The organism is Glutamicibacter sp. NPDC087583, assembly GCF_044743685.1.
Lineage (GTDB): Bacteria > Actinomycetota > Actinomycetes > Actinomycetales > Micrococcaceae > Glutamicibacter.
Map to the genome: position 1 here is coordinate 155,229 of NZ_JBIUWY010000003.1, position 15,274 is coordinate 170,502.

Genomic DNA, 15,274 nt, shown 5'->3' on the forward strand with positions numbered 1-15,274 from the left:
CATATTCGTTGGTTTGTTTATTCTTAGGGCATTTTGTGATGTACGCGGGTTGTCGCCTCGTTGGGCCAGGACATCGGTACTCAACATGGCATGCATAAGCTGTCCATGCTCGGGACAAGACTCAGATCAGAAGGGTCTGAAAGAGGCTAGGTTCCCTTCTGCAACTGGAACAGACTCTGGGCTGTCAGCAAACTTGCTCGCCCTACCCTCGGTTAAGAAATCACGAGATATCCCGTTCCCATAGTTTCAGCGGCAAGCCGTCGTTTAGGGTCATTTCCAGAGATCCTTGCTTCGAGTCCTTTAGCGAGACTTTCGAGCTAATTTTTGTTCATGTATTTACCTAAGTTCTTGGCCAGCCCGTAAAGATGCGACCGTTCATGCTGGCCGCATACTCGAGATGGAACACTCAAGCCAACAATAGAGGTGACGGGAGTCACTTCCGAATAAATGGAAGATTACACTAAAGCGGAACTTAGAACCATAACTTACCCATAAATTTCTTGATATGAGCAAAAATACGTAGTCGAGCGAATATCAAGTTCCATTTTTGATCACTATATACTCACGAATGGAACTTGCATGTTGATCTGGGGATGGTTTTCATGTTTACTGGTTCGTATCCGGGTACAAGTTATCGCCATGTCATTTAGTCATGTACTCGGATCACAAATAACCTAGGGAGCGAAAATGGAACTCGTAGAAACTCAGTCAGATATCAACAAAGGAATCGATGTCAATGTCCTGCGACAGACCACCAAAGCAGTTGAGGCCGATCGAAATCTTGGAAAGTTCACGTTTGAAGTTCAAGGCACATGGGCCGGCGGCGTGAGCCTGGAATCCGGCACCGGAGCTATTACTCAGGCAGGTGTCCGCGATGAATCACGGGTTAACAAGTTCAGCATGAAGAGTGACGAGCCGCCGGCACTCTTGGGCGATGACACGGATGTTTCTCCGTCTGAATACGTCCTGCAAGCACTTGCTGCGTGCTACACGGCAAGCCTCGCCATGAAAGCGGCTGACGCTGGAATCACCCTTCGTGCTTTCAACGTGCAGGTGGAAGGTGACTTTGATGTAGCATCGTTCTTGGAAATTGCTCCCGAAGAGCACCCTGGAGCAAGCCAGATCCGCATCAATGTTGACATTGATGCTCCGGAGGCAAGCCGCGAGCAGCTGGCTGAACTCGTCGCGGTTGTCGAACGTCGATCGCCCATTCGTGACACGTTGGCTCGTCCGGTGGATGTCGTCACCACCCTACTTTAGGGTTCTAGAAGGAGCGCTGGGATTGAAGTGGTGACGTGCTTCAAAAATTGAACAAGTACTCGGTCTTCGAGCAAAAACACACGGTCTGCTCTTAATCTTCGTAAAGTAAGGCATTATCAACGCTGCCGTCGGTTCGGACATCATCCTTCCGGTTTAGATAGGACCGAGCCGACGGCTGGTTTGTAGTACCTTGCTCGAGCCGAGAGATCAGGATTGAAGTAGGCTAAATGTATATCTTTCATCGGGGTATCCTGTTCGTTAGCCATGTGTAGCCAATGAGAGTAGGCAGTAAGTGGGAGAAAACCAGTCTGAGAGTGTCCGTAGTGTGGAGCGCGCAACCCGGATTATCCAGGTTGTTGCCGATGCTGGGGTAGATGGATGCCGTTTTACTACCATCGTCAACGACTCGGAATTGTCAAAAACCACGACACATCGGATTCTCGGCACGCTGGTCAATTTGGGTTGGCTTGAGCTGTCGGAGGATGAGTCCGTCTACTATCTCGGGCTTCCCCTTGTTCCAATCGGCATCAGGGCTTCTAATCGTCATGGCATTGTCGATTTGGCAACACCCCATTTGGAACGCCTCGCGGAACTCACTGGTGACACACTGTATCTTGTTGTTCGAATCGGCGACAAAGCGTTGTGCATCGACCGTCACGTAGGTGATTACCCGATTAAAACTACGCTTATCCGCGTAGGTGACTATCGGTCGCTGGGGACCTGTGGCGGTAGTCTCGCACTGCTGACCGGGCAACCCCAGAACCTCATCGAAGAATTGATCTTGGGCGCCTCTAATGAGGACGGGTTGAGTCAAAACCAGGATTTTGCGAAGCTGCCCTTCCTTATTGAACAGTCTCAACAACTGGGCTACTCAACCGCTCCGAGAGTATGGATCGATGGTGCCGGTGGCATCGGTGTACCAGTCCTTGGGGCAGACGGGGCAGCCGTCGCGGCCATTTCGCTGGAGGCCATTGATGCCCGATTGGAAGAACCCCGTAGATCGCAACTCGTTCGTTGGATGCAACAAGAGGCAACTGAGCTGTCTGAAAAGTTCAAAATGATCAATTCTGAATTTGGCCAGTCAGACGTTCGCCGGCTCCTCTCGTCTGCTCTGTAAGATTATTCCAACTGGTCTATGCTTCGCAGACGATCTAATTTAAGGATCTCTGCAGAATATGTTCCTGTCCTTTAGCAGGCCAACCCAGGACTTGATGTTTGAGGGAATCAATTCCTGTGATTCTTTGGGTAGGAAGAATTCATCCAAGGCCATGATCGACATGCGGAGCAGCTGAGGAATGCCGAGTCCTGCATCCGCCGTTTGGTTACTCCCACCCGGGACATCATTTGTTGTTCTTTCCTCGCTGGCGTCAGCAAGTTAACGAGTTTTAATGGTGTTTGACGTGCGATAGACCAGCCTGAAACGTCATGCAGCAGAGCACAAGTACTGCACCGTGTAGATTTCGATATGACCGATGAGAAACTCAAATACGATATAGCGCCCTTGTGGCCTTTCCACGGTTTCCTTTAGCTACATTTGGGGCCGCATACGTATTGGTCGAGAACCATTTCAAATTGCGCACGATTGCTATCGGCCCTAGGACCCGCGCTATTTCGATAACACCAAGACGCCTGCCAATTGCCGTCAGACTTTCCTTAACGAAAGCCTCTCTCAGATCATAGACAGCAGATGAGTCCAGGATCTTCCCATAGCCAAAGTTTGCACATCACAGAAAGAAAAATCATGTCAGTTCAATCTGCAACCACGTCCACATTCCAGGCTGAAGTCCTCCAAAGCGATATTCCAGTCCTCGTAGACTTTTGGGCACCATGGTGTCCACCATGCCGAGCAGTAGCTCCAATCCTGGACACGTTGGCTCAGGAGAACTCTGGAAAGATCAAGGTCGTCAAGATCAACGTCGACGATAATCCACAACTGGCTCAGCAGTACTCGGTCTCATCTATCCCTGCCTTCAGAATCTTTGACAATGGCCAATCTGCTGGTTCTTTCGTTGGTGCGATGTCCAAGGAATCTTTCGAGGAACGGCTATCGGCATTCCTGGGCGATTAGTCCCAAAATCCGTATTGCCGGAGAAGCCCTCGAAGGGAAATTCGAGGGCTTCTGACGTCCTTGCTTCGGGGCCAGAAGCACTCGATTCGGATCTGACTGGATTGATCCCACGAGTGGAAGCCCACCCAGCATCCGGTGTCATCTCACCGCGATATCGGCGGCCGCCAACTTCTCGTCGTAGGAAGCGCGGGCGGTCTCAACCTCGGTGAAGTGCGTCTCGGCCCATTGGCCGAGCGCCTCGAGCGGCTGCCTCAGCGTCTGCCCGAGGTCGGTGAGCTCGTACTCCACGCGTGGAGGCATCTGGTCATACGCAGTCCGCGAGACAATCCCGTCGCGCTCTAGGTCGCGCAGGGTATCGGCCAGAACTTTCCCGCTGATCCCGTCCACGGCCTTGCGGATCTCCCCGAATCGCAGACGGCCCTTACTGAGAGCGATCACTGTCATTGCGGTCCATTTATTAGCTATTCGCGCCAGCGATGTGCGCGACGGGCACGACGCGACCATCACGTTCCACGGCGGCTGTTCGTCCATGTTGCACTCTTTTCTGCAGTTACGTTGAGGTAACAGGTTACCGATAGTTACCATTAGTGTATCCATATACCGCACGATTAAGGAGATTCCATGGCCCAGAACCAGACCGCCCCCGCCGAAGTCGCGGCCGCGTATTTTGATGCCTTGGGTAACGGCGACGTTCCCACCGCGATGGCTCAGCTGAGCCCGGAGGTTGTGTGGCATCAGCCGGGAGCCAACCAGTTCTCCGGGGAGCATGTCGGTGTCGAGGGCGTCGGTACGCTGCTCGGCGGGATGATGGAAGCCAGCGAGGGCAGCTTCCAGCTTGCCGTGACCGGTTCTGCGATGGTCAACGGCGAATTCGTTGCCGTCCCAGTACGCTTTACCGGTGCACGCTCCAGTGCATCGATGGACATGGCAGGAGTGGATCTACTGACGATCCGCGACGGCAAGATCGTCGCCGTGCATTTGTTCTCCGAGGACGGAGCCGCAGAGGACGCATTCTGGGGTCGCGGCTGAGCACGCAATGTCAACGACAGAGCAGCCCCGCGACTAATGGACGCGGGGCTGCTCTGTCTCGTTGCCCATTAGCCGTCTAGGACATGCCTCGCATGATACGGCTAGGGCAAACTTTATTCAGGGGCAGGTCAGCTACCGCACTCCTGACTTTCAAGTTCGGTGGTGGCTTCGATGCCGGCGTTGAGTGATCGCTTCACTGTGCACAGCTTGTCGATGATCCGCACCGCGCTTGAGACCAGCCTGTCGTGATCGCTTTGGTCGAGTTCCGATGAGTCCACCGTGATTCTCGTGATGAGCTCCTCCACTCGGTTCTGCTCTGCGTCGTAAACCGCATTTACGGTCGTGACGGCGTCGAACTCTTCGCCGAGTCTGCTTACTAGTTGCGCTTCGGCGGAAAGGGAAGCGCAGCCAGCAAGCGCGGCCTGCAGCAGTTCGACGGGTGAGAATGCGCCGGCGGCACCGGGTGCCCCGATGCGCAGCTCGGCACCGGCGCTATTGCGAACGGTGTAGGTGCCGGACGAAGTGCGTTGAGCGACGAGTTCGGGGATTGGGGCGTGTCCTGCCATGATCGTTTTCTCCTTGTTTCTTTTGGGGTGATTGTCAATATCTGGGAAAGATGAGCGATTGGAAAAGCGATTTTGCAGAGGGCTAGTATGGTCCCGGCGTTCTTCGAATGCCGGGCGACGCTGCAACTTGTTACTGGGAGTTCCTCGTCAGGCGTTGGTACGGCCTTGTGTTGCGGATGTGACGAGATCGCTTTTGGCTAGAGCCTGGTCGGTTTGCAGGGCCGTGGTCCAGATTCCGGTATCTGTGACGGAGGCCCAGTTCGAGTGCAGCAGAGCCATGAGTGTTTCGTGAACCTGCTGTGCGGAGGCTCGTCCGGCCTCATTTGCCAGGTCGATCGCTCCGGTTGCGTCGGAGAGGACCTCGACCGCGAAGTTGAGTGGCTCGGCTGCGGCCGCTGATGCGACCACGCAGTTGTTGGTCATGTACCCGACCAGTGTGATGGTATCGACGGACTGCTCGCGCAGCCATGCCGCGAGGTCGGTGTTGGCAAAGATACTGGAGAATTTTTTGTGCACGCGATGTGTTGCGTGATTTTCGTGCGCGGCGACCGCGAGGTGGTTGTCGTAGGTTGGCGACCCGGAGGCGAAGACTGGGGATTCGGCGGGCAGTTCGTGTTGCACAAGTACGACCGGGATGCCGGCCTGCTTGGCTGCTTGGATCGCGTCATCGATGCGGGCAATCGAGGTATCGCGGTCCGGGTGCTGGATGGGGAGGAGTCCTTCGAAGTATTCCTGCTGGGCGTCGATGACGATTAGGGCGCGTTTTGGTGCGGTCATGATTTCTCTCCTGTATGTGATGGGTGATGCTGGGTTGGATGCTTGGTTGGTGGTCAAGCGAGCGGAGGGCGGCATATCATCGGGGTTAGGTCCCGCTACCTCATTGACATGTTGCTGCTAGAGTGGCCCGGTCAGCCGATGGTTGTGGAGTCTTGAAGGATGGTTGAATCACAACTCGGTGCTGCCCGCAGCCCCCATGTGGATTTCCTTCACTCTCAGTCAAACAACCAGACCGACCGGTCTGCCTGGTTTTCAGGGTAGACCGGTCGGTCTGGTATCGTCAAGCCCATGACGATGCCAGACCATTCACCACAGGAAGGACCCTCCGCACGCACGAGGATCTTAGACGCGGCCTCGCGGCTCTTCGCCGAGCACGGAGTCCGTGCCGTGGGCGTGGCCAGGGTGATCTCGGAGGCCGGGGTCGCCAAGGCCACCTTGTATGCACACTTCTCATCGAAAGAGGATCTCGTGCGTGCGTATCTAGAACGCCAGGCTGAGCGCTCTGAGCGGGAGATCGATTCCCTCGAACGGAGAGGGGTCCATGGGGGACTGCTGATCAGAGCGGTCTTCGACCTTGCGGCGGCTGCAGCTGCTCAGGACTGGTATGCGGGCTGCTGCTTCATAGCAGCGGCGGCGGAGCATCTCGACGATTCCGGGGGGATTTCCCGGGTGCTTGCTGATCAGCGGCAGTCGCTGCTGCAAAGGTTCGACCGCTGCCTCGACGACAGCGATCCGCGCAGCCGGGACCGGATAGCCAGGCAGCTAATGGCTCTGCTCGACGGGGCGAAGATCGCCTCGCTAGAGGAGGGTGCTTCCGCCTTCGATGCTGTCATTCCGCTGGTCGATCTGCTGGCAACCGGGACTGCACTCGCGGCACCTGCTGAAGAACTCCGACTCTGATTGAGCAGGAGAACTGCCGGGGCAAAGCCGTAAAAGGGGCTGTGTTTTTGTCAAGCGGATTCCGGAACGACCGTGGTGAAGAGATTGGCGGGATCGGTCGCCTCGGGGGCGGCGCCTTCATGCAGGGCCGATGTCACTTCATGTTCGATGCGCCGAGCCTCGGCGACGTAGGCGCAGATCGCCGTCATAGGATCGTCCAGCCCTCGCCAGTGCTCGATCGCGGCAGCGGCGAATTGGGCGTCGAGCGGCACAGTACGTACCTCCGGCGCAGCAATGCCAGCGTCCGCACATGCTGCCCGAACACCTTCAAGCCGCGGTTCGGCGAAATCCCTAAGCAAAGGCGACTCGGGGTAGGCATAGCCGATTCTCGTGTGCCCGGCCGCGATGAGGTGCTCTGCCTGCAGCCGACCGATCCTGGAGTCGGGCCGGACGAAGCGCGCGCTCCCGTCGGACTCGCCGGAGAAGAGTACGGCCACGCACTGCACGCCGGCAGTGCGCATAACACGATCTGAATTCGGATCCACGAAAGTGTAGGACAGCACTGCAGCAGGAGCGATGTCGCTCCATGCAGCTTCGACGCCGCGCCCCCCCGCCCCTTCGATGTGCGTCATCAGAGTCAGGCCCACCGCGTCGAAGCCCGCAGTAAGCTCGGTCAGCAGCAGTCCCGAGGCCGAGCCGAGTGGCCAGGGCTTCAAGATTGTAGAGCACGACACCGGATCGTCCTCGCTTCAGCGTCCGCGCAGCCGCGGACGGGGTGTAACCCAGGCGCGCGGCGACATCTAGCACCCGGCGGCGGGTGCTGTCGGAGATCGTCTGGCGGTGCTGAAAGTCAAGAGCGTGCGATGACCACTCGCCCGGCCCCGGCGGGATCGGGCACACCGAACTAACCTAGAAACAATCGATCGAGAAGGAGAAGCAATGCACAACCACAATGAGGAAACCGCGTTCATGGCCGACATCAAGGAGTCCGCGCCGGAGATGGTCTCGGCCTTTTTCGGATTCGACAAGGCCGTGTTCAAGAAGGACGCCGGAAACCTCGATCTCGCCACCCGTGAGTTGATCGCTGTCGGGGTGGCGGTGACCACGCAGTGCCCGTTCTGCATTGAGGACCACGCCAAGCGTGCCGTCAAGGCCGGTGCATCCAAGGCTGACGTTGCTGAGGCGGTCATGGTCGCGGCCGCCCTGCGCGCCGGCGGCGGGGTCACTCACGGCTGGAAGGCGATGAAGGCTATCGCTGAAGACAAGTGACCTACGCCCGGCTTCGTCCGGGAGGATAACAGGGCTGAGCGTGAGGGGCCTGGTCTTGTTGTCGGTTTTGTCGTCTTAGGCCAGCTGTCGGAAGAGCTTTTCAACTCGTCGCCCGACGGAGTCTGACCAACGGTTGAGGTATTCGTATAATCCTTGAGAGCACCCTAGCTGATGTGGCATTCCTCGAGGTCGGGGTCGGTGGCCTTGTACATGGCAGCGAGCGGCTAGATGATGTTGAGGCAGGTGAACTGGGGGCCTTTCGTTACCGCTCCTCGAACTGTAGGGAACTTGTTCACTTTTGTGTATCCTACGGGGTATTTATATAACGCCCTACATTGCATATCTAAGTGCCACGTGTGCGGCAAGGCGACGTGGGCCGGATGTGGCCAGCATGTCCAGCGGACCGTTTCCGCGGCGCAGTGGTATGTTGGGCCGCGCACCTTGAAACAGCGAGAGACCGCGGACCGGCAACGTGGTGGATTCTTCGCCTGTTTGTTGGGACGTAGGAATTATCATCTGCCAGTAACGAGTACTTCTACCTCCAACCGCTCCAATGCGGTCAAATAAGCTAGCGACCTCGATGCTCGATCCTTGCATATTTAGGCTGATTCGGGGACTTTGGGGTCCAACATTGAAAGCACCGGGGGACGAATGTACCCACTGGATGGGGTGGGGCGATCCGTGTCAACCAACGATATCTTTCGCGACTTAGTACTGCGGGTTCATCCGCCTCGGCTTCCCACTCTGATGGCATTCCACTGTCTGTGTCCTCAAACCTATTCGCGTTCCGCTCCAACCATTGATCCAAGTTCGACAATGGCGCCCAGACCGCAACTGGACCTTCAGGAGCGGGACGGCGGTGGTCGAATGAATACCTCCTTCATATACTCCTCTCGCAAGTTCACTCGGTGAAGGCGGCAGGACTCCGGGGCTATGCCGAGTTCAAGCAACACTTCTCAGATATGAGCAGACGGTTCGTCGTTCAACACGTTGAATAGAGCTACGTCTTGGACGGCCTATTTGGACACATCTTAGGGCATGTCCCTGTAGACAAATCTGCCGCTTGCGTTGGAGCTCGATATGTGTTTTGTCGACTTCACTGGTTCGGGCTCTCGAACTTCGAGCTGCGCAGCATGGCGCGTATTCACGTCTGGAAACGCTTTCCTCGCGCCAGAAAGAGTGAAACCTTGTTCGACGGGAGTATCGTTCGCTTGGCCCTCGACATGTACAGAGGAAGAAACACATGTTCGTTATCGATTTTCGGATTTTCTGATCGTCGTTCCTCGTCCAACACGAGTATACGTACCTCTCGAAATCACTTGATAGTTCATGTGAACTTACCTCGATACATCGATGGAGAGGCCGATCCAATTGTTGTACTCCTTGAGCCCCATCTGCTGGCTGGTGTTCAGCAACTCGGCGATCTGATCCTACCCTAAACCATGCTGCTTCGACCTGCTGGAACTCCAACGACTCCACCAGGAGCCTAATCGATACCATAGTTCTGCGAGCCGCATGGGACCCATCCACTCGCGCTGAATGATCTGAAGCGGCCCGGAATTAGACAGCCTATGGCCGGCTAGGAATCGGCAGGCGAACGGGAGTGGCCGCTGCCGGCGTCCTCGGCGATCTCGAAGACGCTCGCGGGCAGGGTCATGGCCCAGGAATTCATTGCTTCCAAGACGGGGCGGAGGTCCTGCCCGGCAGGTGTCAGCTCATAAACGACTCGGGGTGGAATCTCGGGATACGCGGTGCGGGTGACCAGGCCGTGCTTCTCGAACGTGCGGAGCCGACTGGTTAGCGTGTGCGCGCTGATGCGAGGCAGTACCTCTGCCAGTTCGTTGAAGCGATGCGGTCCCTTGAGCAGTTCGCGCACGATGAGCGTGGCCCATGGCCCGTCGAGCAGGGACAGGAAACGAGCCACACCACACTCCTGCAGGTCGCAGTGGTTGAATCTCACATATCCACGATACTCCATTACTGCACTTGATGTAACCGATGCATCATGTGCAGTAATTGATTCATGACATACATCATCCACGGCGCGACCGGCGCTCAAGGTTCCCCTGTATTCACTGCTCTCACCTCAGCTGGACTCGATGCCGTCGCCGCGGTCCGAGACATCTCGAAGATCGACGGCGCGGCAATCGCCATCGACAACTCCTCTGTCGACTCGCTCGCTGACGCGTATCGCGGCGCGAAGGGGGTGTTCGTACACCTGCCCCTGGGACGTCCCGAAGACCAGCTCGCCTTCGCTCACACAATCGCCGTGGCGATTCGTCGGGCGAAGCCGGCACGCGTCGTCTTCTCCACCAGCGGATTTTCTCTCGATCCCACCGGTGAAGGGACAGATGCTGTGGACGTACTCGCCCGTGAATTGGCCTCCTCAGGGGTGTCCTACGCGATTGTCGAGCCGCGGCTCTTCCTCGAGAATCTGCTCCTGACGGCGACGATGGGACCCACACGGGACGAGGGTGCTCTGCGCTACCCGATCCGCCCGGACTATGCAGTCTCGTGGATCTCCCACCTTGACGTCGCTGACGTCGTCTCCCGTCTGCTGACTGACCATTCGGTCACGGGAATCGTTTCCGTCGGAGCTCTTCCCGGCCTGACTGGCGCGGACCTTGCCGCGGGCTTCACTCGATACCTCGGGCAAGATGTGCGCTTCGAGGCGATCAGCCCCGCACGGTACGGGGAGCTGATCATCCCTCTGTTCGGCGAGGCCGCGGTCGCACCGGTGATCGCCTCCTATGAGCATCGCCAGCATCAGCCCGGGGAGCTCATTCCAGAGGCGCGTTCGGCACAGGTGCTGCTCGATCTCAAACCGCGCAGTGTCGAGCGGTGGTTGCGGGATCTCGGAGTTTGATCCCTGGCGCCGCGACCTCACGACCCTGTCAGGGTCGTGAGGTCGCGGCGAGGTACTGTCCCGTGATGCTCGCGGCGGATGCGGCGATGGCCTCGGGGGTGCCGGTGGCGATGATGCGTCCGCCATCCGTGCCGCCTCCGGGGCCGAGATCGATCACATAGTCGGCGTTGGCGATCATGTCCAGGTCGTGCTCGATGACGATCACGGTCGCCCCGGTCGCCAGCAACTGGTCCAGCACACCCAGTAGCGTGCGGATGTCCAGCGGGTGCAGGCCGACAGAGGGCTCGTCAAATACGAACACCGTGCCGGTGTGCTTGCGGCCGAGCTCGGCGGCTAGCTTCAGCCGCTGAGCCTCGCCGCCGGACAGGGCGGGAGTGTCCTCGCCGAGGGTGAGGTAACCCAGGCCGAGATCGATCAGTGTCGACAGCTTCTTGCGCACCCTGGTCCGGGCTCCGAGCAGCGTCGCGGCGTCGGCGACGGTGGTGCCGAGCAGCTCGGGCAGGGACCGGCGCCCGTCAGTGGTGGGCAACTGGTGTTCGGAGGCGGCGGGGCTGTAGCGGGTGCCGCCGCAGTCGGGACAGGGGATGTCGACGTCGGGTAGGAACTGCACGTCCAGAACGACCTGGCCTGTGCCCTCGCACCTCGGGCAACGTAGCGATCCGGTGTTGTAGGAGAAGTTCCCTGCGTTCAGGCCGGCGTTCTTCGCGGACGGGAGGCTGGCGTAGGCGCGACGAAGGTCGTCGAGGATACCGCTATAGGTGGCGACGGTGGAGCGGACATTGGTACCTATTGGGGTCGCGTCGACGACGTCTGCCCGGGTCAGGTCTGCCGTGTCGAGGGAGATGACGTGCCCGGGGAGCGGGACGTCATCGTGAGCGGCAGCGAGGGCGGGCACGAGGCTGTCAAGAATGAGGGTCGTCTTCCCCGACCCGGACATCCCGGTAACAGCGGTGAGACGGCCCTTTGGAATCTCGGCCTCGAGCGCGTGGACCGTGTGGATCGGGGCGGTCTTCAGACGGATCACCCCGCGGGAGAACACCGTGTCTTTGCTCGCGCGATCGCGGATGACCGCCGTCTCGCTGCCAGACAGGAACGGCCCGATGAGTGACGCTGGATTCTCCTGGACGGCGTCGATCGTCCCTTGGGCGAGGATAGTTCCCCCGGAAGAGCCGGAGCCGGGACCGATCTCGATCATCCAATCAGCTTCGCGCAGGACCTGCACATCATGGTCGACGAGTACGACGGAGTTGCCGCCGTCGAGGAGGTCCCGCATGACGCCGATCAGACCGTCAATGTTAGCCGGGTGCAGCCCGATCGATGGCTCGTCGAGCACGTACAGCACGCCGGTGGTCTCGTTGCGGACCGCCCGCGCCAGCTGCACACGCTGCCGTTCTCCGGTCGACAGGGTGGAGCTGGGCCGATCGAGCGTGAGGTAGCCCAGGCCCAGCTCGATCAGGCGGTGACCCATCTCGGTAAACTGCCGGGCGATCATCTTCGCCATGGGACGCATGTCCGCAGGCAGAGTGGCAGGAACCGCCGGCACCCATGCCATCGTCTCGGCGAGCGTGAGGACGGTGGCCTGGGCGAGATTCATGCCGTCAACTCGGGTGCCGCGAGCTGCTTCGGACAGGCGGGTGCCGTGGCAGGTAGGACAGGTGTGCGCGGTGATGAACCGCTGCACGCGAGCCAGGCCTTTCTCACTGGTGGCGTTATTCATTGCTTCCCGCACGGCTTGACGGGCGCTGCGGTAGGTGAAGTTCAGCTCGAACAGCTTCCCGGTCTTCGATGGGACCTCGATCTCGCGCTTCTCAGCGGGCCCGTCGAGCACGATCTCTCGCTCCTGCGGGGTGAGCTCGGCATAGGGGACGTTGATGCGCACACCGAATGCGGCAACGACCTGCGGCATCACTGAGAGACCGAACATCCCCCAGGGGGCGACGGCGCCTTCGGCGATCGACCGGGATAGGTCAGGGATCAGCGTCGCGTCGTCGATGTCGCGCACCGTGCCCGTTCCCGCGCAGTTCGGGCACGCCCCATCGGAGTTGAATGCCAGAGACTCCGCACCTGGTGGATAGAACTCAGCTGCGCACACCGGACAAATGAGATCCTTGTTCGCGGCCACATCGATCGTCGGAGACAGACGGTGACCGTTTGGGCACAGATGCGAGCCGAGCCGCGAGAACATCACCCGTAGCACGTTCAGAAGCTCCGTCGACGTCCCGAACGTCGACCGCACCCCGGGCACGCCCGGCCGCTGGCGCAACGCCAGGGCTGCCGGGACATGCCGCACGGAGTCGACACTCGCACGAGCAGAGTGGGACATGCGCCGGCGCGTGTAGGTCGACAGAGCCTCGATGTACCGCCTGGATCCCTCGGCGTAGAGCACCCCCATCGCCAGCGACGACTTCCCCGACCCCGACACCCCTGCAATCGCGACCAGCCGCCGCAGCGGAACATCGACATCGATGTTCCGCAGGTTGTGCATCCGCGCGCCCCGCACCGCGGTCACCAACGGGCCCCCCGCAACGGGCCGGCCAGAGTGTTCACTATCCATCGGACCTCCAAGTTGTCAGGCACCGCGTTCACAGCACATGTACATTCCATGTCAACTATATCCGGTAGACTGGTGTCGCCACCGCGTGTCCATGCGGCGAGTCGAAGAGTTCCCCGTACGGGGAAGAATAGGAGCGGGTCATGAGTGTCCCAGCAATCGGTTCAGTGTCCTGGTTCGAGATTGGAAGCGACAAGCCCGAGGAGGTGAAGAAGTTCTACAGCGAGCTGTTCGGCTGGCAGTTCAAGCTCAACACCGACCTCGAAGGCGTCGAATACCACGCCGCCATCACTCCGGGCTCGCCAGGCCCGTCCGGCGGGATCTTCGACCACGCCGGACGCTTCGAGGACTACGCCGTCTTCTATGTCCTCGTCGAGGACATCCCGGCCACGATTGCGAGAGCCAAGGAGCTCGGTGCCGAAGTCACGATGGAGCCCGTCGTCGACGCGTCCGGAGTGAGCTTCGCCCGCCTGCGCGACGCCAACGGCCACCACTTCGGCGTGTATTCGATGCCCGCTCCAACGGACTGACCGATGCTGTCCACGGTTACGGGAGGCAACACGGACCTGCGACGTCTCCCTTAGCCAGGACGGATATTCTTGTGAAAATACATCGGCGTCAGACGATCTTGGATCGATCGTCAGTGTCCGAAGCGGAACGCAAGAGACGGAGCCCTGCCGCCATCCGGTCGAGCTCAGCAGATCCCAGTATGGCCGAGAAGCGCCGGGCGAGCTCGTCCTCGAACACCGGGGCTGTCTCGTCCACCCTCGCCTTCCCCGCAGCTGTCAGCACAATCAGCGTGGACCGGCGATCATTCGGATTCGGGACCCGTCGGCAGAGCCCCGCGGCCTCGATTCGATCGATGACCTTGCTGGCCCCGCCTACCGTGATCACGAATTCCCGCGCCACGTCATGGACGCGCTGCCCTTCACGGTGGCGCAGGAGCTGCATGATCTCGAACCATGTCAACTGCATATCGCAGTCAGCGCGTAGCCGCGCATCGATCGCCGTCCACAGCTCGGTTTCGAAGCGCACCAGATCGTGATAAAGCACCCGCAATTCCGTCATTTCTCACCTCACCTGTCCGCGTCGATCCTGCTGACCGAGGCGAACCAAATATTGTTTCCATGGAACTATCTGTAAGCAATACATTCTACTCCTGAAAGAGAATCTCATGACCACCCAGACCGTCCCCACCCACATCCCTGTACGCGTCCTCAGCGGCCCGACCGTGTTGATCGAGTACGCTGGCTTGCGCTTCCTCACCGACCCCACCTTCGATGCACCGGGGGAGTACCCCGTCATGCCTGGATACGCCATGACCAAGACCGCCGGGTCACCCCTCGGCCCGGACGAGGTGGGGCACATCGACGCGGTGTTGCTCTCCCACGACGAGCATGATGACAATCTCGATGAGTCGGGCCGCCAGTTCCTTCCTCGCGTACCGGTCGTCTACACAACCGTCTCCGGTGCTGGCCGTCTTGGCGGCAATGCAAAGGGGGTCGCGTTCTGGGAGGAAGCAACACTCATCGCTCCCGACGGTACCGAGGTGACGATTACCGGGCTGCCTGCACGCCACGGACCAGAGGGCAGCGAACCGGTCTCCGGCGACGTTATCGGGTTCCTCCTCACTGCAGTAGGTCACCCCAGCGTCTACATCAGCGGCGACAACGCATCGCTGGACTATGTCCAGCAGATCGCAGATAGGTGTGCGCCGATCGATACAGCGGTGCTGTTTCTTGGCGGGGTCCGCCATGAGCCCATGCTCGAGGCGCAGCTCGTGACCCTCAACAACACTCAGGCCACTTGGGTAGCACGCGCATTGGACGCTCGTCGTGTGATCCCTGCCCACTTCGAAGGGTGGGCGCACTTCCAAGGCACCCGAGCCGACCTCACTCTAGCGTTCGCTGAAGCAGGCCTGGCCGACAAGCTTGTGTACACATAGGCGATCGGCACGCCGTCGATCTTCTGGGATCAGCGAAGGCAGCAACGCGACGGCACACTAATGG

Annotated in this window: 16 protein-coding genes; 9 read left to right on the forward strand and 7 right to left on the reverse strand. The window is 59.3% G+C overall.

Annotated features, from left to right (window positions below; translation table 11 throughout):
• The first annotated feature begins 687 nt into the window (after positions 1 to 687).
• From ACIOU9_RS09885 to trxA, 3 genes are all read left to right on the forward strand, one after another.
• Complete coding sequence (locus tag ACIOU9_RS09885) at positions 688 to 1,260, forward strand: OsmC family protein (protein WP_402696792.1); 573 nt, start codon at positions 688 to 690, stop codon at positions 1,258 to 1,260.
• 325 nt (positions 1,261 to 1,585) lie between these two features.
• Positions 1,586 to 2,377: an IclR family transcriptional regulator gene (locus ACIOU9_RS09890; RefSeq protein ID WP_402696794.1), complete on the forward strand. Its 792-nt coding sequence runs from the start codon at positions 1,586 to 1,588 to the stop codon at positions 2,375 to 2,377.
• Positions 2,378 to 3,001: 624 nt separating this feature from the next.
• Positions 3,002 to 3,328, forward strand: a complete 327-nt coding sequence (gene trxA / locus ACIOU9_RS09895) for a thioredoxin (protein WP_402696796.1) — start codon at positions 3,002 to 3,004, stop codon at positions 3,326 to 3,328.
• 138 nt (positions 3,329 to 3,466) lie between these two features.
• Here the strand turns inward: trxA and ACIOU9_RS09900 are convergent, their stop codons facing one another.
• Complete coding sequence (locus tag ACIOU9_RS09900; RefSeq protein WP_402696797.1) at positions 3,467 to 4,063, reverse strand: winged helix-turn-helix transcriptional regulator; 597 nt, start codon at positions 4,061 to 4,063, stop codon at positions 3,467 to 3,469.
• On the opposite strand from ACIOU9_RS09900, the gene ACIOU9_RS09905 reads away from it, so the two are divergent.
• Positions 3,950 to 4,357 carry a nuclear transport factor 2 family protein gene (locus tag ACIOU9_RS09905; protein WP_133834998.1) on the forward strand — a complete coding sequence of 136 codons (408 nt, stop codon included), beginning with the start codon at positions 3,950 to 3,952 and terminating at the stop codon, positions 4,355 to 4,357. The genes ACIOU9_RS09900 and ACIOU9_RS09905 overlap by 114 nt on opposite strands.
• 128 nt (positions 4,358 to 4,485) lie before the next feature.
• On the opposite strand, the gene ACIOU9_RS09910 is transcribed toward ACIOU9_RS09905, so the two are convergent.
• Both ACIOU9_RS09910 and ACIOU9_RS09915 read right to left on the reverse strand, forming a co-directional pair.
• Complete coding sequence (locus ACIOU9_RS09910) at positions 4,486 to 4,923, reverse strand: OsmC family protein (protein ID WP_208294306.1); 438 nt, start codon at positions 4,921 to 4,923, stop codon at positions 4,486 to 4,488.
• Positions 4,924 to 5,070: 147 nt separating this feature from the next.
• Positions 5,071 to 5,700, reverse strand: coding sequence for an isochorismatase family protein (locus ACIOU9_RS09915; RefSeq protein WP_402696799.1), 630 nt, complete (start codon positions 5,698 to 5,700; stop codon positions 5,071 to 5,073).
• 288 nt (positions 5,701 to 5,988) lie between these two features.
• Between ACIOU9_RS09915 and ACIOU9_RS09920 the strand changes: the two genes are divergently transcribed.
• Positions 5,989 to 6,600 (forward strand): TetR/AcrR family transcriptional regulator, encoded by a 612-nt coding sequence (locus tag ACIOU9_RS09920; protein ID WP_133835000.1) that lies wholly within the window; start codon positions 5,989 to 5,991, stop codon positions 6,598 to 6,600.
• A gap of 50 nt (positions 6,601 to 6,650) precedes the next feature.
• Here the strand turns inward: ACIOU9_RS09920 and ACIOU9_RS09925 are convergent, their stop codons facing one another.
• A complete protein-coding gene (locus tag ACIOU9_RS09925) occupies positions 6,651 to 7,295 on the reverse strand; it encodes a substrate-binding domain-containing protein (protein ID WP_402696801.1) in 645 nt (214 codons plus the stop codon).
• 223 nt (positions 7,296 to 7,518) lie between these two features.
• Here ACIOU9_RS09925 and ACIOU9_RS09930 point away from each other — a divergent pair, with 223 nt between their 5' ends.
• Positions 7,519 to 7,848, forward strand: a complete 330-nt coding sequence (locus ACIOU9_RS09930) for a carboxymuconolactone decarboxylase family protein (RefSeq protein WP_133835002.1) — start codon at positions 7,519 to 7,521, stop codon at positions 7,846 to 7,848.
• A gap of 1,579 nt (positions 7,849 to 9,427) precedes the next feature.
• Here ACIOU9_RS09930 and ACIOU9_RS09935 read toward each other — a convergent pair.
• Complete coding sequence (locus tag ACIOU9_RS09935) at positions 9,428 to 9,772, reverse strand: helix-turn-helix domain-containing protein (RefSeq protein ID WP_286172339.1); 345 nt, start codon at positions 9,770 to 9,772, stop codon at positions 9,428 to 9,430.
• A gap of 99 nt (positions 9,773 to 9,871) precedes the next feature.
• Here ACIOU9_RS09935 and ACIOU9_RS09940 point away from each other — a divergent pair, with 99 nt between their 5' ends.
• Complete coding sequence (locus ACIOU9_RS09940) at positions 9,872 to 10,714, forward strand: NmrA family NAD(P)-binding protein (RefSeq protein WP_402696803.1); 843 nt, start codon at positions 9,872 to 9,874, stop codon at positions 10,712 to 10,714.
• A gap of 28 nt (positions 10,715 to 10,742) precedes the next feature.
• On the opposite strand, the gene ACIOU9_RS09945 is transcribed toward ACIOU9_RS09940, so the two are convergent.
• The gene (locus ACIOU9_RS09945) at positions 10,743 to 13,268 is read right to left on the reverse strand and encodes an excinuclease ABC subunit UvrA (protein WP_133835006.1); all 2,526 of its coding nucleotides are present in this window, start codon (positions 13,266 to 13,268) and stop codon (positions 10,743 to 10,745) included.
• Positions 13,269 to 13,408: 140 nt separating this feature from the next.
• Here ACIOU9_RS09945 and ACIOU9_RS09950 point away from each other — a divergent pair, with 140 nt between their 5' ends.
• Complete coding sequence (locus ACIOU9_RS09950; protein WP_133835007.1) at positions 13,409 to 13,795, forward strand: VOC family protein; 387 nt, start codon at positions 13,409 to 13,411, stop codon at positions 13,793 to 13,795.
• 88 nt (positions 13,796 to 13,883) lie between these two features.
• On the opposite strand, the gene ACIOU9_RS09955 is transcribed toward ACIOU9_RS09950, so the two are convergent.
• Entirely contained in the window at positions 13,884 to 14,333 is a 450-nt protein-coding gene (locus ACIOU9_RS09955; RefSeq protein WP_402696805.1) for a MarR family winged helix-turn-helix transcriptional regulator, read from the reverse strand.
• 106 nt (positions 14,334 to 14,439) lie between these two features.
• On the opposite strand from ACIOU9_RS09955, the gene ACIOU9_RS09960 reads away from it, so the two are divergent.
• Positions 14,440 to 15,210 carry an MBL fold metallo-hydrolase gene (locus tag ACIOU9_RS09960; RefSeq protein ID WP_133835009.1) on the forward strand — a complete coding sequence of 257 codons (771 nt, stop codon included), beginning with the start codon at positions 14,440 to 14,442 and terminating at the stop codon, positions 15,208 to 15,210.
• The last annotated feature ends 64 nt before the right edge of the window (positions 15,211 to 15,274 follow it).